The 17970-nt window shown below is 73.1% G+C and carries 13 protein-coding genes and 1 riboswitch; of the genes, 4 read left to right on the top strand and 9 right to left on the bottom strand.

The genetic code is table 11. The features are described from left to right. Positions 1 to 95: 95 nt before the first annotated feature. Both EDD34_RS07380 and EDD34_RS07375 read left to right on the top strand, forming a co-directional pair. Positions 96 to 485 (top strand): YchJ family protein, encoded by a 390-nt coding sequence (locus tag EDD34_RS07380; RefSeq protein ID WP_123813985.1) that lies wholly within the window; start codon positions 96 to 98, stop codon positions 483 to 485. A gap of 147 nt (positions 486 to 632) precedes the next feature. Next, entirely contained in the window at positions 633 to 2942 is a 2310-nt protein-coding gene (locus EDD34_RS07375; RefSeq protein WP_123813984.1) for a rhamnogalacturonan lyase family protein, read from the top strand. A gap of 207 nt (positions 2943 to 3149) precedes the next feature. On the opposite strand, the gene EDD34_RS07370 is transcribed toward EDD34_RS07375, so the two are convergent. After that, positions 3150 to 3611 carry a DUF4395 domain-containing protein gene (locus tag EDD34_RS07370; RefSeq protein WP_123813983.1) on the bottom strand — a complete coding sequence of 154 codons (462 nt, stop codon included), beginning with the start codon at positions 3609 to 3611 and terminating at the stop codon, positions 3150 to 3152. Beyond that, positions 3611 to 4174 (bottom strand): thioredoxin family protein, encoded by a 564-nt coding sequence (locus EDD34_RS07365; protein ID WP_123813982.1) that lies wholly within the window; start codon positions 4172 to 4174, stop codon positions 3611 to 3613. The genes EDD34_RS07370 and EDD34_RS07365 overlap by 1 nt, the downstream gene beginning before the upstream one ends. A gap of 390 nt (positions 4175 to 4564) precedes the next feature. Next, a riboswitch (cyclic di-AMP (ydaO/yuaA leader) is annotated at positions 4565 to 4717 on the top strand. A gap of 1 nt (position 4718) precedes the next feature. On the opposite strand from EDD34_RS07365, the gene EDD34_RS07355 reads away from it, so the two are divergent. After that, a complete protein-coding gene (locus EDD34_RS07355; RefSeq protein ID WP_123813980.1) occupies positions 4719 to 5567 on the top strand; it encodes a C40 family peptidase in 849 nt (282 codons plus the stop codon). A 181-nt stretch (positions 5568 to 5748) separates the two neighbouring features. On the opposite strand, the gene EDD34_RS07350 is transcribed toward EDD34_RS07355, so the two are convergent. After that, positions 5749 to 6123, bottom strand: a complete 375-nt coding sequence (locus EDD34_RS07350; protein ID WP_123813979.1) for a winged helix-turn-helix transcriptional regulator — start codon at positions 6121 to 6123, stop codon at positions 5749 to 5751. Between the two features lie 80 nt (positions 6124 to 6203). On the opposite strand from EDD34_RS07350, the gene EDD34_RS07345 reads away from it, so the two are divergent. Next, the gene (locus EDD34_RS07345; protein WP_123813978.1) at positions 6204 to 6614 is read left to right on the top strand and encodes a Rid family hydrolase; all 411 of its coding nucleotides are present in this window, start codon (positions 6204 to 6206) and stop codon (positions 6612 to 6614) included. 94 nt (positions 6615 to 6708) lie between these two features. On the opposite strand, the gene EDD34_RS07340 is transcribed toward EDD34_RS07345, so the two are convergent. The 6 genes from EDD34_RS07340 to EDD34_RS07315 all read right to left on the bottom strand — a co-directional run bounded on the left by EDD34_RS07340 (position 6709) and on the right by EDD34_RS07315 (position 17967). Then, positions 6709 to 7809, bottom strand: coding sequence for an NAD(P)-binding domain-containing protein (locus EDD34_RS07340; protein ID WP_123816390.1), 1101 nt, complete (start codon positions 7807 to 7809; stop codon positions 6709 to 6711). A gap of 123 nt (positions 7810 to 7932) precedes the next feature. Beyond that, complete coding sequence (locus tag EDD34_RS07335; RefSeq protein ID WP_123813977.1) at positions 7933 to 8559, bottom strand: hypothetical protein; 627 nt, start codon at positions 8557 to 8559, stop codon at positions 7933 to 7935. 148 nt (positions 8560 to 8707) lie between these two features. Next, on the bottom strand, positions 8708 to 10054 hold the full coding sequence (locus EDD34_RS07330; protein WP_123813976.1) for an alginate lyase family protein: 1347 nt from the start codon (positions 10052 to 10054) through the stop codon (positions 8708 to 8710). A gap of 62 nt (positions 10055 to 10116) precedes the next feature. Continuing rightward, complete coding sequence (locus tag EDD34_RS07325; protein WP_123813975.1) at positions 10117 to 14523, bottom strand: FtsK/SpoIIIE domain-containing protein; 4407 nt, start codon at positions 14521 to 14523, stop codon at positions 10117 to 10119. Between the two features lies 1 nt (position 14524). Beyond that, positions 14525 to 16393: a discoidin domain-containing protein gene (locus EDD34_RS07320; protein WP_246012235.1), complete on the bottom strand. Its 1869-nt coding sequence runs from the start codon at positions 16391 to 16393 to the stop codon at positions 14525 to 14527. Between the two features lie 29 nt (positions 16394 to 16422). Continuing rightward, complete coding sequence (locus tag EDD34_RS07315) at positions 16423 to 17967, bottom strand: hypothetical protein (RefSeq protein WP_123813974.1); 1545 nt, start codon at positions 17965 to 17967, stop codon at positions 16423 to 16425. Positions 17968 to 17970: the final 3 nt, after the last annotated feature.

Here is a 17970-nt window from a genome sequence, read left to right as displayed (position 1 = left end):
CTGTGCCAGACATATATTGCTGTATCGCGGTACTTCCGACATCTAACCAGCGCCGGCACGCCCTCGTGTCCCGGCACCGGGTGAGGATGGTCCGCATGGACGACACCGCACGCTGCCCCTGCCTGTCCGGCGAGACCTACGGCGCCTGCTGCGGCCGGTATCACCACGGCGCCGGCACCGCGGCCCCCACCGCGGAGGCGCTGATGCGGTCGCGTTACGCCGCCTTCGCCGTCGGCGACGCCGCCTACCTGCTGGCCACGTGGTCGCCGTCGTCCCGCCCCGGCACGCTCGACCTGGACGACGACGTCCGCTGGCAGCGCCTCGACATCCTGCGCACCGAGGCCGGCGGCCCGTTCGACGACACGGGCGTGGTCGAGTTCGTCGCCCACTACCGCGCACCCACCGGGCGCGGGCGCCTGCACGAGGTGAGCCGGTTCGAGCGAACGGGCGGACGCTGGTACTACCTCGACGGAACGACGAACTGAGTCCCCGCCGACCATCGCTTGAAACGTTTCACACGGTCGCCGACGGATTGACGCCCTCACTCACGGCTCTCTAACGTTGCACAGCCAGGCAACCGCTTTCCAGCTTGGCGAACCCACCAGCACCACGACTTCACGATGGAGTGAAACGTGTCCACACCTCTGAGCAGACGCCTGAAACCCCTCCTGTCCGTCGTGGCGGCCGCGTGCGTGACCGCCGCGCTGCTCGTCGCCACCCCGTTCACCGCCTCGGCCCAGGTCGAGCCGGGCATCTGGTACGTCGTCGAGTCCCGCCACTCGAACCTCGTCCTGGACATCTCCGGTGGCTCCACCGAGCCGGGCACCGAGCTGGTGCAGTGGAACCGGAACGACGCGACCAACCAGCAGTTCCGGTTCCTCGACGCCGGGAACGGCTACTACCGCATCCAGGCCCGCCACTCGAACCAGGTCCTCGACGTCTGGGAATGGGACGCCGAGAACGGCGCGACCATCGCCCAGTACGACGACCTGGGCGGCACCAACCAGCAGTGGCAGGTCACGGAGAACTCCGACGGCTACCACACCTTCGTCAACCGCTTCTCCGGCAAGGCACTCGACGTCTGGGAGCTCTCCACCACGGCCGGCGACCGGATCTCCCAGTACGACCCGACCGGCGGCGCCAACCAGCAGTGGCGCCTGATCCCGGTCGACGACGGCGGCACCACGGACCCGCCCGGGGACGGCACCTACCAGGCCGAGGCCCTGACGCGCGGCGTCTCGGTGATCCCCACGGGGTCGGGCCACCTGGTGAGCTGGCGCCTCCTGGGCACCGACTCCCCCGACACGACGTTCCACGTCTACCGTGACGGCCAGCGCCTCACGTCCTCGCCGCTGACCGGCGCGACGAACTACTGGGACGACGGCGGGTCGTCCGGCTCCACCTACTCGGTGTCGGCCGTGAACGACGGCACCGAGGGAACGCCGTCGGACGCCGAGGTCCGGTTCGGCTCGGGCGGCTACCGGGACATCCCCATCCAGGCGCCCCCGGGCGGCTCGACGCCGTCGGGCAGCTTCAGCTACGAGGCGAACGACACGAGCGTCGGCGACCTGGACGGTGACGGCGACTACGAGTACATCGTGAAGTGGTACCCCACCAACGCGAAGGACAACGCGCACTCCGGCTACACCGGCAACACGATCCTCGACGCCTACACCCTGGAGGGCGACCGCCTGTGGCGGATCGACCTGGGCCGCAACATCCGGTCCGGCGCTCACTACACGCAGTTCCAGGTCTACGACTACGACGGCGACGGTGACGCCGAGGTCGCGATGAAGACCGCGGACGCCACGGTCGACGGTCAGGGCACGGTGATCGGCAACGCCGGCGCCGACCACCGCAACGGCAGCGGCTACGTCCTCGACGGCCCGGAGTACCTGACGATCTTCGACGGCCGCACCGGCGCCGCCATCGACACGATCAACTACCAGCCCCCGCGCGGCAACGTCTCGAGCTGGGGCGACAACTACGGCAACCGCGTCGACCGCTTCCTCGCCGGCACGGCGTACCTCGACGGGGAGACGCCGTCGATGATCTTCTCCCGCGGCTACTACACCCGCTCGGTCATCTGGGCTGTCGACTTCGACGGGCAGAACCTGTCCACCCGGTGGATCTTCGACTCCGACAGCGCGGGCAGCCAGTACGAGGGCCAGGGCGCGCACAGCCTCTCGATCGCCGACCTCGACGGCGACGGCCGCCAGGACGTGGTGTTCGGGGCGATGGCGATCGGGGCGGACGGACAGCCGCTGTGGAACACGCGGATGTACCACGGCGACGCGCTGCACGTGAGCGACTTCGTGCCGGACAACCCGGGTCAGGAGGTCTTCATGCCCGGCGAGCACTCGAACCAGCCGTCCTCGCGGCTGGTCGACGGCGACACCGGGTCGATCCTCTTCCAGACCTCACCGACCGGGGACAACGGCCGCGCCGTCGCCGCGAACGTCGACGCCGGCAACCCGGGCGCCGAGTTCTGGTCCTCGCAGGTGAGCGGCCTGCTGAACGCGTCGGGGAACTCGATCGGCAGCAAGCCCAGCTCGATCAACTTCGTCACGTGGTGGGACGACGACGGCGAACGCGAGCTGCTGGACGGCACGCACATCGACAACTACTCGCCGGGTGAGCGCCGGCTCACCGGTTCCGGCGTGGCGTCGAACAACGGCACCAAGGCGACCCCCGCCCTGTCGGCCGACCTGTTCGGCGACTGGCGCGAGGAGGTCGTGTGGCGCACGAGCGACAACTCGGCCCTGCGCATCTACTCCACGCCGTACGAGACGGACCTGCGGATCCCCACCCTGATGCACGACCCGCAGTACCGCGTCGCGATCGCCTTCCAGAACACGGCCTACAACCAGCCGCCCCACCCGAGCTTCTACATCGGGAGCGACATGTCCCCGGCCCCCTGGCCGAACGTGGTGACGCCGTGACGACCTGACGGCACCAGACCAGGGGCGCACAGAACAGACGATGCGGTCGGCCGATTGTCGAGTGGTCGGCGGGTTGTCCGTGCGGTCGGTTACCCAGGGGGCCGACCGCACGGACGACGGACCGACCACGCCTCATCGTGCTGGGCCTCACCGTGCTGGGCCTCACCGTGCTGGGCCTCACCGAGTGGGCCTCATCGTGCTCGGCGTTCAGGCTGGGCGGATCGCGCCCCAGCGGCGCAGCACGAGGTACATCTCGCAGCCGAGGCACAGGCCGAACACGGCGTTGAGGGCGGCCGCGACGAACGCCACCGCGGCGGCGACCGGGACGGCCGCGAGCACGCCGAGAAGCCCGAGCACCACACCCGCGGCGGTCACGATCAGCCCGACGAGCTGGGCGAAGCGGGGCGGGCGCCGGTCCTCCATCTCCTCCGGCGGCGCGAGGCGAGGGCGCACGAGGGTCCGGAAGATCCAGCCCTGCCAGGTGCCCTCCGCCCCGCGCACCGCACCGAGCACGAAGCCGAACGCGATGACGGCGAGCAGCACGAGACCCGCCGTGCTCGCGCCGAACAGCATGACGACGGCCAGCAGCAGCGCCGTGATCCCGGCGCCGAGCCGTGGTCCGCGCGGGTCGATCGTCCCCGTGTTCCTCGTACTCGACGGCGTCGTCATCATGCCCGTCCTCTCGTCGCCACGGCCCGGCCGGCGTCCGCCGTCGTGCCCAGCTCCGTCGTCGTGCCCAGCTCCGTCGCCGGCCCGCGGTCACGTGGCGCGACCCGGCTCGGTGCCGCGCCGTGGTCGGAGCTCGCGCCGGGCGCCGGGCCGGCCACCCGGGCCAGCGCCTCACCGGCTCGGGCCGGGGTGACCGCGCCGCTCATCCGCGCCACCTCGGTCCCGCTCGGGTCGAGGACCAGGACGGTCGGGGTCCGGAGGATGCCCAGGCGTCCGGTCAGGGCGAGGTGGTCCTCGACGTCCAGCTCGTGGTGCACGACGCCGTCCTCCCGCGCCGCCCGCGCAGCGAGCACCCGCGCGGTCGACCGGCACGCCGCGCACACCTCCGCGGAGAACTGCACGAACGTCGCGTGAGCACCGAGGTCGACGCCCGGTGGCAGCCAGTCGGCCGGACTACCGTCGCCCGCGACCCGTGGTCCACGCACCGCCCCCTGACGTCGCGACCAGTACACGCCCACCAGCGCCGTCAGCGCGATCACACCACCCAGCAGCAAGATTTCCATCGCCGTCCCGTCCGCCCGGCTCGGCCGCCGGGCATGCCTGATGGGCAGATCACATCACATCGACATCGTCTCTGTGAACCATCGTCTTGATCAATGGACGGTGAGGCACGACACGCGTCCGCGCCCACTTGCCCCCTTGCCCCACCGGCACCCGGCACCCGGCACCCGGCACCCGGCACCCGGCACCCGGCACCCGGCACCCGGCACCCGGCACCCGGCACCGAGGATTGTGGCGCTGTGACGTATCTCACGAAGCACAATTCGGTCAAGCGAACACGCCACGGACTTTCGGCTCGTGATCGGATTGTGACTTCACCGCCATGGACGCTACGTTCGGTCGCGTCCGCGGAACCGCGGGCTCTCGCGGCGGACGCCGAACCCTGCCACCACGCGAGAACCGCACCGACCACATGGCAGGGACGGGGGAACCAGGTAAGTGGGCACCAACGGTGTCCTTGGGGTGAAGCCGCGCAGGCAGTACGGCGGCCGGGTCAGCTTCCGATCCGAATCCGACAGCTCACCTCGCAGGCGTCGGGAGAACAACGTGATCACTCGCACGCCTGGGCGCCATCGTGCTGCCCGCAAAGCCATCACCCCCCTGACCCGGGCCGCTCAAGGCCTCTCCGGCGCCGCACGCCGCGGCGCCCTCGTCGCAGCAGGCTCGGGACTGGCCGTCTCGCTGCTCAGCATCCCGTCGGACGCGTCGCCGGTGGCGGACGCCCACCCGGCCACCGCCGAGATCGAGGCCTCCCCGCTCGCCGTCGAGGCAGCAGCCGCGCAGAACGTGACGGTGCGGGACGCGGGGGCACTGGAGGCGACCGCGGCGCAGGCCGTGCGCGTCGCGGCCGACAGCAAGCTGGCCCTGGAGGCCGGGACGATCAAGGTGACGCCCGCACCCGAGCCGGAGCCGGAACCCGAGCCCGAGCCCGCGCCGGAACCCGAGCCGGAGCCGGAACCCGTCGCCGAGGCCGCCGAGCCCGCCGAGGAGACCGCCGCACCCGAACCCGCACCCGCCGCCGAAGAGCCCGCCGCACCGGTGCAGAAGACCGCCCCCGCCACCACGGGTTCCGAGGTGCTCTCCATCGCCAAGCAGTACATCGGCGTGCCGTACCTGTGGGGCGGCTCGACGCCCGCCGGGTTCGACTGCTCCGGCTTCACGTCCTACGTCTACGCCCAGGTCGGCATCGACCTGCCGCGCACGTCGTCCGAGCAGCGTTACGCCGGCACCGTGGTCTCGGCCGCCGAGGCGCGGCCCGGCGACCTGATCTGGAGCCCCGGCCACATCGCGATCTACGCGGGTGGCGGCATGCAGATCGAGGCCCCGGTCCCCGGAGAGACCGTGCGTCACAGCCAGATCTGGCAGTCCAGCCCGACCTACATCCGCGTCGGCTGACGCACCGGCACCACGAGACCACGAGGCCCGCACCACACGGTGCGGGCCTCGTGGTCTTGTGGCCTCGTGATCTCGTAGCCTCGCGACCTCGTGGCGACACGCCCGGCGCCCCCGCGGCCCGGCGCCCCCGTGCGCCGATGCCCCGGTGCGCCGGTGCCCCGATACGGCCAGGGGTCAGTGGTCAGGCCTCCCCCGCCTCGTCGTCGAACCTCCCCCGCGCCTGCCGCACCTCGTCCATGTTCGACGAGGCCCAGCCCAGGAGGGCGTCGATGAGGTCCTGCAGCGTCTCGCCGAGCGCCGAGATGCGGTACTCGACGGCGACGGGGCGGGTGCCGATGACGACGCGCTCGATCATCCCGTTGCGCTCCAGGCGCCGCAGGGTCGCCGTGAGCGACTTCTGCGTCACGACCGGGATCGCGCGGCGCAGTTCGTTGAAGCGCCGCGGCCGCTCGCACAGCTTGTCGAGCACCTGGAGGGACCACTTGTCGAGGATCTGGTCGAGGAACTCTCGCTGCTCCCCGGTGAGCTGGGGCGGGGCGATGGCGGTATCGGTCATGCCACCTAGTCTCGTTGAAGTTCCCTTCAGATACAAGGTAGACATGGGATACCTACTCACGACCACCGAAGGGATCACCCATGTCAGTCGCACTGTCCAGCCCCGAGGGCATGTTCCAGCCCGTTCCCTACCACCACGTCTCCGTCGCGACGGGCACCCGCCACGTCCACGTCGCGGGCCAGATCGCCCGGGACGGCGACGGAAACCGCGTCGCCACCGGCGACCTCGCCGGCCAGCTCGCCCAGGCGCTGCGGAACACCGCCCGTGGCCTCGCGGGCGCCGGCGCGACGTTCTCCGACGTCGTGCGACTCCGGTTCTTCGTCACCGACTGGAGCCCGGAGAAGTACGACGACTTCGTCGCCGGCATCGAGCAGGTCGCCGACGAGCTCGAGCTCCCGCAACCCCTGCCGCCGCTCTCCGCGATCGGCGTCGACTACCTGTTCGAGCCGGACGTCCTCGTCGAGGTCGAGGCATACGCCATCCTCGACTGACCGCCGACACGGCAGCCACGAGGCCGCGACAAGAGACAGACAGGTGTGGTCGGTCCGTTGTCCTCGCGGTCGGTGCTCTGCGGGACCGACCGCATCACCTGCCGGCCGGCCGGACCGTCTCGCGGGTGACCTGACGGCGGACCGCCAGGGCCGCGGCGCGCCCCGCGCGGTTGCCGCCGATGGTGCTCGCGGAGGGCCCGTAGCCCACGAGCTGCACCCGGGGGTCACGGGCGGCGGTGACGGCGGTCTGCACGTCGGCGGTGCCGGGCAGCAGCGGGATGCCGCCGTGCTCGCTGCGCAGGTGGAGCGGTGCGAGGTGGGTGACGGCCGGCCGGAAGCCGGTGGCCCAGAGGATGGAGTCGACGGGCTCGAAGGCGGGCTGTCCCGGTCCGCGAGCGCCGTCGTCCCAGCGGACTCCGCCGGGTTCGATCCGGGAGAACATCGGGCGGCGCCGGTCGTAGACGCCGAGCTGGGCGGCGGCCTGCTCCTGGGGTCGCAGGGCGAGGCCGGTGACGCTCACGACGCTCGCCGGCGGGAGGCCCGCGGTCACGCGGTCCAGCACCTGCGCGACGGCCTCCCGGCCGCTGTTCTCGTCGAAGTCGTCGCGCCACACCGGCTCCCGTCGCGTCACCCAGAGCGTGTCGGTGATCGGGCCGAGCTCGCCGAGGAACTGCACGGCGGAGGCCCCGCCGCCGACGACGAGCACCCGCCTGCCGCGGAAGTGGCCGGGGCCCGGATAGTCGTGCGTGTGCAGCTGTTCGCCGCCGAACGTCTCGGCGCCGGGGTAGTGCGGCACGAACGGCCGGGTCCAGGTGCCGGTCGCGTTGACGAGCGTGCGGGTGAGCCACGTGCCCGCGTCGGAGCGCACCTCCAGCAGGTCGCCGCCGGCGGTCACCGTGCGGACGCGCACCGGTCGCAGCACGGGCAGGCCGTGCTGTGTCTCGTAGGTGCCGAACCAGTGGGGCACGGCCCGGTTCGCGCGATCCGTCGAGCGGCCCGGCGCCGGACCGTCCGGCAGGTCGGCGACGCCGTGGACGTCCCGCATCGTCAGCGAGTCCCACCGGTGCTGCCAGGCGCCGCCCGGGCGCGGCTCGGCGTCGAGCACCACGTGCCTGATGCCGAGCCTGTCCAGGTGGTACGACGCCGAAAGGCCCGCCTGGCCCGCTCCGATCACCACCGAGTCATACACGTCCACACGCGTCACAACCACGGCGGAGGCCGTTCCATGCCCGGGTGTGACGCGCACGACGGCGCACGATCGGCGCACGACGGCGCGGCGGCGCGCGAGCCGACCCGCGGGCGGCGAGGCCCGGCTTCGTCACACCATCTCGGGCACGTGCAGGTGCGCGAAGGCGACCTCCATCTCCTCGACGCCGTCGACGGTCGCGTCGAGCTCGGTCGAGAAGCGCTCGCGGATCATCGCGGCCGCGTCGCGGCTGCTCTCGATGGCTCCGCGGCTCTCGACGGCGGCCGTGCCGACGATCCGGCCCGCACCGCGGTCGACCATCAGTGTGGTCCCGCAGAACCCGTCGAACTCCTGGATCTGCGGCAGGGCGACCATCCGGAACAGGTCGACGGCGCGGTCGATCAGCGCCGGCTTGCAGCTCATCCAGGTGAGGCGCGCGTGGGCGCCGTCGGGCACCGGGTGGTCGTGGTGCGCGACGGCCACCTCCCACTGGTGCACCTCGCTGCCGCCGGTGCCGCCCAGCGCCCGCTCCGCGCTCTCCCGGAGGGCGCGGACGGTCTCGGTGCTCGCCCACATGGCGTCCTCCGACCGCCACGAGGTGGTGGCCACGACGCGGCAGATGTTCCGGTCGAAGAGCACGGACATCCCGGCGCAGCCGTCCATCGCGGTGACCGCCGGGTAGATCTCCTCACGGATGAGCCTCAGGCCCTCGTCGAGCCGTGCGGGGTCTCCCCGCACCTCGGAAGTACGTACATACATGACAAGCTCCAACCCTCTGGGGGCAGTGCCCGGACGGCACTGCCGTCCCTACCCACACTCCGCCGCGGGATGACCGCTTGCAAGCGGAGCCCGGACCGCCCGGCCGTCGGGTCGCGCGCCCCCCGGTCGGCGTGAGGCGCCGGCGGGTTCAGCGGGGGCAGACCGACGAGTCCGCGGATCCTCTCGGCGTGGCGGGGGCGCCGTGGGTCAGCGGCTCCCAGGCCGTGAGCAGCTCGTTGGTGCCGAACGTGCTCCACGACTCGTCGTGCCGCCGCGACCACGTCATCGAGCAGCCGAAACGGCCCGCCAGGACCGACAGCGCCGCGGACGGGAGGTACTCCAGGCGCCCGTCCACCGATCCGCCGCAGAGCCAGGACGGCACCTCGCCGGTGACCGCGATCTCGGCGTGCAGCTCCAGTGCCGCCGCCAGGCGCGGGCCGACCCGGGGGTACAGGTCGTCCCCCTGCACGGCCGTCGTCATCAGCACGTGTGACATCGCCGTCAGGCCGAGACCGGTGTGGCTGAAGTCCCGGCACGTCTCCTGGGCCACTCCGTCGCGGAAGTCGTCCTGTCCCTGCCAGAACGCGATGATCTCGTGCTCCTTGTCGTACGGGCTGCCGGACGCCTCGCGCGGCAGCACGCCGTCGGACTCCAGGTAGACGTAGGCCCGGGCACGGTCGTGGAACACGGACACGGCCCGGTCGTAGACCTCGCGGTCGTCGAGGAAGACGGCGATCCCGACGGCCGCCTCCGTCATGGCCAGCTCCCAGTTGCCGTTGGCGTAGGAGCGTTCGGTGACCTGCGGGAGATAGACGTCGCGGAGCATCCTCTCGAACCGCTCCACGTCCGTCTCGGGCCATCCCGCACCGGTGTGCCGGATGATCTCCGCCGCCCGGGCCCAGACCGCCCCGGCCCAGGCGGCCTGGAGGCGGGCGTTCGTGTTGGTGTGCTCCCGGATCGTCGCCGACCAGGCGTTCATGATCTCGATCGACTTGCGCGCGTGCACCTGGTCACCGGTCACGGACCACGCGAGCGCCTGGGCGTACGCCGCGTGGGCGTCGCGGCGCTCCTCGGTGCACCCGTGGTCCGGGACCTGGTGGGCACCGCACTCGACGACGTTGCGCGGCTCGGCCCGGTGGTCGAGCGCTCCCCACTCCGACGCCGTCATCTCGTCGAACACCTGCCGGGCCGGGTGCTCCCCCTGCGCGACGCGGCTCTCCATCGCGTCGAGCAGGACCTGGTCGACGAAGACGCCGGGATGGACGAAGCCCGCGCCGCCGGAGGAGCCGGAACCGCCCGGTCCGGCCTCGGCGGGCGCGGGCCGGACCTCGCTCACGGCGTCGGGCAGGTCGGACGAGCGCGTCACGCCGGGCTCGGACGCCGAGCTCTGCTCGGCCTTCGGCTCCGCGATCGCCCGGTCGACGCCGACGGGGTTCTGGGCGCACCCCGACACGGCGATCAGCACGGTCAGCACCAGGGCGAGGGAAAGTCGCACGACACAGAGCCTGACATGAAGAACGGAAATCGGTGCGCCGAACGCCTCGGCGCCGCCCGGCGTCAGGCCGCGGACGAGATGGTCGGCACCAGGACCGTCATCAACTCCCCCGACCCCAGGTGCACCAGCGCCTTACCGGGCGCCACCTGCGACGACACCGCCGACCGGGGCAGGCTCGCGCCCACCAGGTCGCCGTCGAACCGGTCCTGCGGGCTGAGCAGCGCCCCGCGCCGGTGCTTCTTCGCGTCGACCTGCCAGCCGGAGAACCCGCTCGCCACCTCCGACGCGTCACCGCCGAGCACGAGCGCGCGCCGGTTGTCCCCCGCCGTCCGGAACCACGAACGCAGCCATCCCTTGGCCGGGCAGTCCGCGACCAGTTCGGCGTCGTCGACCATGAGGACCACCGGGGTGCCGTCCGGCCCCAGGAGGCGCGCGAGCGTGTCCTCGGTGAGTTCCTCGGCGTCGGTCAGCACCGTCCGTACCCCGTCCCGCCCGGCGAGATCCCGCAGGACGCTCGGTCGTGGTGCGACGAGCACCAGCTCGGTCCCGCCGCGCAGCAGGGACTCCGCCATCACGGCGAGCATCGTGGAGCGCCCGGACCGCGCCGGGCCGGCCACGACGAACGACGGCGCGTCGCCGCCCAGGTCCATCCCGAACGCGGCGAGGTCGTCACCGCCGATGCCGAGCAGGGCCCACAGCGGACTCGCCGCCTCCGGCCCCGCGTAGCGGTAGGCGCCGTCCACGGTGATCGTCGAGGGCAGGTCGTCCACCCGGAACGGCCCGGTCCCGGGCGCCACGACCTCGCGCTCCCGGATCCTGGCGGCCGTCGCCCGCGCCTCCGCGCTCTGGGCACGCCCGGCGGGATCGTCCCCGAGGATCGCGACCTGCAGCTCCGTCCCGCTGCCACCGCGGTACGCCCGGCCCGGCGGCATCTCCTCCGGGAGCTTCCGGTGGTTGATCCCGGCCATGCCGTAGTCCATCCGGTCGGTGAGCCGCAGGACGACGACGTCATCGGTGAGCACACTCATCCGGCTGTTGAGCAGCCCGCGGTCGCCGGCGACGAGCAGGTGCATGCCGGCACTGGCGCCGTCGCGCATCAGCTCGGTGACGATGTCGAGCAGCGCGCCGCCGTCGGCGTCGCCGTACGTGCTCAGGAAGCTCTCCCACCGGTCGATCAGCAGCAGCGCGCGCGGCAGGCGGTCGGCGGGGGCCGCCGTCTCCCGCTGCTCGGTGACGTTGGCGAAGTTGCCGTCGGCGAGCACCTGCTGGCGCCGGCCCAGCTCCGCCCGCAGCCGGGTGAGGAGCCGGCGCGCGCGGTCCGTCTGGCCGCGCTGCACGACGGCGCCCGTGTGCGGCAGTTCGTCCAGCACCGCGAGCGCGCCGTTGCCGCAGTCCAGGGCGTAGAGGTGCAGGTCGCTCACCGGCTGGGCCGCCGCGGCCGCGAGCGCCGTGGTGCGCAGGGCGGTGGACCGGCCGCTTCCGGCGGCGCCGACGACGTAGCGGTGCCCGAACTCGTCGAGGTCGATCGCGGCGGGCCCCTGCCGCTGGCGCCCGGGCTCGTCCTCGAGCGCCCACGCGAACGCGGAGGACTTCGCGGGCTGGGGCACCTGGTCGAGCGGGAGCAGCCCGGGCAGGGGCGGGAGCCAGGGCTTGCGGGGCTCGGCCCAGTCCCCCGTCCGCGCGGCGGTGCGGAGCGTGGCGACGAGCGCGGCGAGGTCGGTCTCGACCTCCTGGCGCCGTTCGGTCTTGCGGGGTTTCGGGGCCGGGCCGCCGAGGTCGGCGACGGCGACCCGGCTGACGAACGGCGGTGGTACCTCGACGACGTCGGTCCGGGTGAGCCGGCGCCCGCCGACCCGGGCGGACTGGAACGGTACGACGGAGGAGGCGCCGAGGCGGGCGTAGGCGCGGCCGGGCTGGGACTTGGTGATCTCCGAGGCGTCGGGGGCGTCGATGACGTCCTGGGACTCGCTCTTGTCGGTCATGCGGAGCGCGACGCGCAGGTTCGTGTTGGCCCGGATCTCCGGGGAGACGACGCCGGAGGGGCGCTGTGTGGCCAGGATCAGGTGGATGCCGAGCGACCGGCCGCGCTGGGCGATGTTGACCAGGCCGGTGACGAAGTCGGGCAGTTCCCGGGCCATGGAGGCGAACTCGTCGATGACGATGAGCAGGCGCGGCAGCGTGGGACCCGTGTGGCCCCGGTTCTGGGCGTCGAGGTAGTCCTCGAGGTCCTTGGCGCCGATCGCGGCGAGGACGTGCTCCCGGTGGGTGAGTTCGGCGCGCAGCGAGTCCAGTGCCCGTTCGACGAGGTGGGAGTCGAGGTCGGTGACCATGCCGACGGTGTGGGGCAGCAGTTCGCACTGGCTGAACGCGGCGCCGCCCTTGTAGTCCACGAGCACGAAGTTCATCGTGTCGGGGGTGTTGACGACGGCGAGCGAGGCGACGAGGGTCTGCAGGAACTCGGACTTGCCGGATCCGGTCGTGCCGCCGACGAGTCCGTGCGGCCCGTCCTTGACCAGGTCGAGGCCGAACGGCCCGTCGAGGGAGACACCGACGGTGGCCAGGGTGCTGCCCGTGTTCCCGATGCCCCGCCAGCGGGCGGCGAACAGCTCGGCGTCGGCGTCCTCGATGCCGAGCACCTCGACGAGGCGGGCGGAGTCGGGGATCATCCCGGCGCCCTCGGTGGCGGTGACGTCGTGCACGGCGGCGACGGCGCGTGCCACGGGCTCGTACCAGTCGTCCGCGACCTCGTCGGTGGTCACGGCGCGCAGGTCGTCGGCGTCCTGGCGACGGAGCGTCATGCCGCCGTCGGGCCGCACCTGCGCGACGACGGTGCATTCCTCGGGCAGGAGCTGCTCGTCGCCGTCCAGGCAGATGATGCTGACGCCGACGGCGGGCCCGTCGCGCAGGATGGTGACGACGCCGGGCAGCGCGCGCAGCCGGCGGGCGCCGTCGAGGACGACGACGAGCTGCGGCCCGAACGACGCCTTCGCCCCGCCCGGCCCCTGCACGGCGGCGCGGCGCTGGGTGATGAGGGAGTTGAGCTCGGCGACGCGGGTGGCGAGCGTGTCGGTGGTGGTGCCGAACAGGGCGACGGCGTCCTGCCCGAGGCCGGGGCGTACGTGCGGCAGCCAGGCCGCCCAGCTCCACTGGGCCACGTGCTCGGGGCCGGTCAGGACGTACACCTGGACGTCGCGCGGGCTCTGCAGCACGCCGAGCTGGCCGACGATCCAGCGGGCACGACGGCGCGGCCAGTCCCCGGGCCCGGCGATGCCGACGACGCCGGCCTCCCGCAGCGAGACGGTCACGGGGACGGCGTTCACGGTGGCCTTGGTGCGACGGCGGTGCTCGGGCTCCTCGGCGTCCTCGACCTCGACCCGGCTGGTGGCGTCGGCGAGACCGAACCGGACCGCGAGGTGGTCGGCGTCGGTGGCGCGCCGTTCCCAGAGGCGGCGGGTCGGGGTGGTGGCGATGATGCGCAGTTCACCGGCGCCGGGGCTGGACATGCGGCGCCGGTGCTGTTCGAGGCGGACGGCGTCGAGCACCTCGGCCTCCAGGGCGGCGCGTTCCTCGGCGTGCCGCCGCAGGCGCTCGGAGTGGCTGACCTTGCCGTTGCGCTTGTTCATCCACCAGTTGCCGAGCCCCATGAGCGGCGAGGCCAGCGCGAACATCAGGTAGAACGGCGACTGGAACACCATGGCCATGGTGACGCCCAGCACGGCGGGCATCGCCATCGCGAGCCACGGCAGCGGGTTGCGCGCGGGCGGGGGCGGTTCGGCGGGGAGGCGGAAGTGGGTGGCGGGGTCCGGCGGCAGGAGTCGCGGCGGCCGGTTGTAGTCGAGCGTGCCGGGTTCCTTGCCGGGCCGCAGGTCGGCGTCAGCGCGGGTGGCGGACTGCACGGTGAGCACGCTCGGGCCGAGGCGCAGCTGGGTCCCGGCGGGCCAGTCGGCGTCGTCCTCGCCGAGCGGTTCGGTGAGCCGGTCGAGACGGACGGCCTGCCCGGCGGATCTCGGGTCGGGGATCCGGCGCGCCGTCACCCGTCCGTCCAGCGCGACGACGACGGCCACGGCGGGCAGGCCGCCCTCGCGCCGCTCGTCGACGCGGACGCGCCCGTCCGGGCCGATCTGGAGCACGGACTCCCCCACGCCGAGCCGCACGACGGCGCCCGCGCCGAGACCACCCGTGACGCAGAGGTCCACGGGCCCGCCGACCCCGGTGGCGCCGTCCGGGCCGGACGAGGCGAACGTGACCGTCGCGCCGTCCCGCAGCCCGGATACGGCGGCCACGACCGGCTCGCCGCCGGGCGTCGTCGGGGGCACCGCGGCACCGTCCACGAGCATCGCCGCCTCGCGGGGCGCCCCCACCTCCGCCGCGATCCGCTCGGTGAGGTCGTCGACCGGCGTCGCCTCGTCGGCCTCCAGCCACAGCAGCGCCTCGCGCGCCCCGTGGCGCGCGGTGATGAGTGTCCGCATGTCATTCGCTCCCGCGGCGCACCGCCGCCTGCTCGTCGTACCGCACGTGGGGCAGGAACCCGCTGCGCAGCCACCCGTCGTCGCGCGCCGTGAACCGCCACTTCGCCGCCGACCAGGAGCCGAGCACGATCACCACCCACCGGAACGCCGGATCGGCGAACCGTTCGGCGAGGAAGTCCCGGTCCGCCGACGACGGCGGCTGCGACAGCACCAGCACCCCGCCGTCGCCCACCTCCATCTCCTGCTTGACCTGGTCGAACCCGGGCACGTGCTCCACCTGGTCCGGGCGGGGCAGGCCGTCGCCGACCATCACCACCCGCGGCTCGCCGGACCACGGGTTCCCGGTGAACTCCCCGAGCCAGCGGCGCAGCACCTCGTGCCGCGCCCGGACGGAACCGTCCAGGCTGACGACGCCGCGCGCGAGGGAGAAGTCGACGAGGACCCGCCCCGTCTCGCTCATGCCGAGGTTCACGAGGCGGGAGAACCGCGCCGTGGACCCGTCGGACACGGGCGCGGCCTGGAGCTTGGACAGCGGCGCCACCCAGCTCTGCCCGTCGTCGCTCACGGACCAGGGTGCGGGTCCCACCGAGGCCGGGTTCGTCAGGCGCAGCCGCAGCGTGCCGCCCTCGACGAACACACCCGTCACGCCGGGCACCTCCAACCCGTCGCGCTCGCACGCGGCGATGAGCGCCCGCAGCGCGTGGTCCACGGTCCAGGCGGCCGAGGTGTCCGTGCGCAGCACGCTGTCGTCGAACGGGATCTTCTCGGTGCGGCGTCTGCGCGCGAGGGCGACCAGCCGGATCGCGGCGAGCACGAGACCGGCGAGCACGAGCAGGCCGCCCAGCACCAGGCCCACGGGCAGGAGGAACTCGGCGACGGCGGCGGACCCGTCGGCGCTCTCCCGCGCGACCACGGGTGAGGGCGACGGGGTGGCCGATGGAGACGGGGACGGGGACGGCTTCTTCTTCCCCGTGCCGGGCAGCCGGCCGAACTTCACGCCCTCGCCCGCGGCGTCGTCGGGCAGCTGGAGCACCCAGCCCGCGAGCAGGGTGTGCGGGTCGGTGAGGTACTTGCCGTCCTTCTGGCGGATGGCCTTGCTGAGCTGCACGATCTCGGGCCACCGCGCCGCGCTGCCGAGCAGGCGCTGCGCGATGTCCTCGATCGTCTCGGCGCGCTCGCCCTGCTGCTTCACCACGTAGTACACGACGGAGCCCGGCGGGCCCTCGCGTTCGGGCGTGGGCCGGTCCGACGGCGCCGGCGGCAGCTGGGGCTCGGGCGTGTTCGCCGGCGGCGGGCTCGCGGGCTGCTCGGGCTCCTCCTGCTGCGCCGACTCGTCCTTCTCGGACTCCGGCTGCTTCTCGGGCTCCTTCTCCGGGACGGGCGAACCGAACACGCGCAGTTCCCAGAGGGAGTGCCCGGCGATGCCGTTGCGCGTCTGACCGTACAGCCGCACGTACCGGCCGGTGCCGGAGACCTGGAGCACGTCGGTGCCGCCGTCGGCGGCATCCACCCACGCGACGTTCGTCCAGTTCACGCCGTCGTCCGACAGCCCGATCCCGTACGACGTGGAGTACGCGGCCTCCCACACGATCTCGACCCGCTGCACCTGCGACGGCTGACCGAGGTCGACCCAGATCCAGGACGGGTCCTCGTGGTGACTGGCCCAGCGGGTGGCCAGGGAGCCGTCCACCGCGTGCTTCGCGACCAGCTCCGGATCGTTGTTCTCCACCGCCGACGCCCGGACCGGCTGGCCCTGGCTGAGCAGTTCCGGTTCGGCGGCGGCCGGGGCGGCCGGCAGCAGCGTCGCGGCCAGGAGCAAAATGCTGAGCAGTACCGCGGTGGGTACGGACACACCCGCCGGCATGGTCATCAGGCCACCGCTTCCCGTTGTACCCGCCCTCATCGCGGGTCCACCCGTCGCACCGAAGCCTGCTCGCCGAAGCGCACGTCCGGCAGGAAGCCGCTGCTCAGCCATCCGTCGTCGCGCGCGGTGAACCGCCATCGAGCGACCGGCACCCGGCCGAGCACGATCACCACCCAGCCGAAGTGCGGGTGCGAGAGCCGGGAGTTCAGGAGTTCGAGCTGTGCCGCCGCGGGCGCCTGGGAGAGGACCAGCACACCGCCCTCCCCGAGCGCCAGGTCCGGGACGATCTGCTCCAGGCCGGCGACGTGCTCCGCGGTCTCCTGCTGCGGCAGGCCGTTGCCGACCATCACCACCCGGGGGTTGCCCGACCACGGGTTCGTCGTGAGTTCGCCGAGCCAGCGGCGCAGCACCTCGTGCCGGGCACGCGCGGACCCCTCGATGCTGACGATGCCGCGAGCCTGCGCGAAGTCGATCATCACGCGGCCGCTCTCCGCGACGCCGAGGGCCACCAGGCGGGAGAACTGGGCCGGACGCGCGTCCGACGCCGGCTCGTCCTGCAGCCGGGCGATCTGCGCCGTCCAGGTCGCCCCGCCGTCGCCCGCGACCCAGGGCGCCGGTGCGACATCCCGCGGATTCCCCAGCCGCAACCGCATCGCGGGCCCCTCGATGAACAGGGCCGCGAGCGCGGGTACCTCGATGCCGTCGCGTTCGCACGCGGCGACCAGGACGCGCAGGGCACGGTCCGTCATCCAGGCCGACGACGTGTCGGTACGCAGCAGGCTGTCGTCGAAGGGTTCGGCGGGGCGCGCGGCACGACGGCGACGCAGGAGCAGGACCGCCCCGGCCGCCAGTCCACCGGCCACGAGCAGCGTGCCGAGCACGATCAGGGCCGGGACGAGCGGGCCGCCGGGTGCCGCGGCCGCGTCTCCGGCCACCGGTGTCGCCGACGCGCTCGGGCCGGGCGGTGACGGGCTCGGACCCGGCGGCGGGCCGGAACGGAGGTCGTCGCCCCGGGCGTCGGCCGGGAGCCGCAGGGCCCAGCCCACCTCGACCGTCTCCGGGTCCGTGAGCGCTCCCCCGTCCGGCTGCGCCCGCCCCTCGTTGAGTTCGAAGATCTCCGGCCAGCGTTCCCCGTCACCGAGAAAACGTTCCGCGATCAGGTACAGGTACTCGACCTCGCCGTCGGGCGTGCGGCCGACGACGTAGTAGGGCAAGGGGTCCTCCTCGGGGGCGGCCGGGGTCACTTCGGGGAGCGGGCCGGTCCGGAGACCCTCGCCCTCGGCGCCCTCGGGCATCACGAGGATCCAGCCGGGCAGGAGCACCTCGGGCGTCGTGACCGTGCTGCCGTCGGGCTGGAGGCGGCCCTCGTTGAGCTCGAAGATCTCCGGGTACCGGTTGCCGTCGCCGAGGTAGCGCTGGGCGATCTCGAACAGGAACTCGGGTTCGCCGTCGCCCTTCTCCTGGACGACGTAGTACGTGACGTCCTCGCCGTCGGCGGCCGAGGCTGCTGCCGTGTGGGCGGGCAGGACGGCCGCGATCACCGCGAGTGCCAGGGTGATCAGGTGGCGGAATCGGGACACTGT

Source organism: Myceligenerans xiligouense (assembly GCF_003814695.1).
Taxonomy (GTDB): Bacteria; Actinomycetota; Actinomycetes; order Actinomycetales; family Cellulomonadaceae; genus Myceligenerans; species Myceligenerans xiligouense.
The sequence above is the reverse complement of the archived record's forward strand: the minus strand, read 5'-3'. Positions and strand labels throughout refer to the sequence as shown.

What these genes read in the sequence shown, in the direction of transcription:
- EDD34_RS07380 (WP_123813985.1), top strand. Translation starts at nt 96, where the DNA reads ATGGACGACACCGCACGCTGCCCCTGCCTGTCCGGCGAGACCTACGGC.
- EDD34_RS07370 (WP_123813983.1), bottom strand. Translation starts at nt 3,611, where the DNA reads ATGACGACGCCGTCGAGTACGAGGAACACGGGGACGATCGACCCGCGC.
- EDD34_RS07365 (WP_123813982.1), bottom strand. Translation starts at nt 4,174, where the DNA reads ATGGAAATCTTGCTGCTGGGTGGTGTGATCGCGCTGACGGCGCTGGTG.
- EDD34_RS07350 (WP_123813979.1), bottom strand. Translation starts at nt 6,123, where the DNA reads ATGACCGATACCGCCATCGCCCCGCCCCAGCTCACCGGGGAGCAGCGA.
- EDD34_RS07345 (WP_123813978.1), top strand. Translation starts at nt 6,204, where the DNA reads ATGTCAGTCGCACTGTCCAGCCCCGAGGGCATGTTCCAGCCCGTTCCC.
- EDD34_RS07335 (WP_123813977.1), bottom strand. Translation starts at nt 8,559, where the DNA reads ATGTATGTACGTACTTCCGAGGTGCGGGGAGACCCCGCACGGCTCGAC.
- EDD34_RS07325 (WP_123813975.1), bottom strand. Translation starts at nt 14,523, where the DNA reads ATGCGGACACTCATCACCGCGCGCCACGGGGCGCGCGAGGCGCTGCTG.
- EDD34_RS07320 (WP_246012235.1), bottom strand. Translation starts at nt 16,393, where the DNA reads ATGACCATGCCGGCGGGTGTGTCCGTACCCACCGCGGTACTGCTCAGC.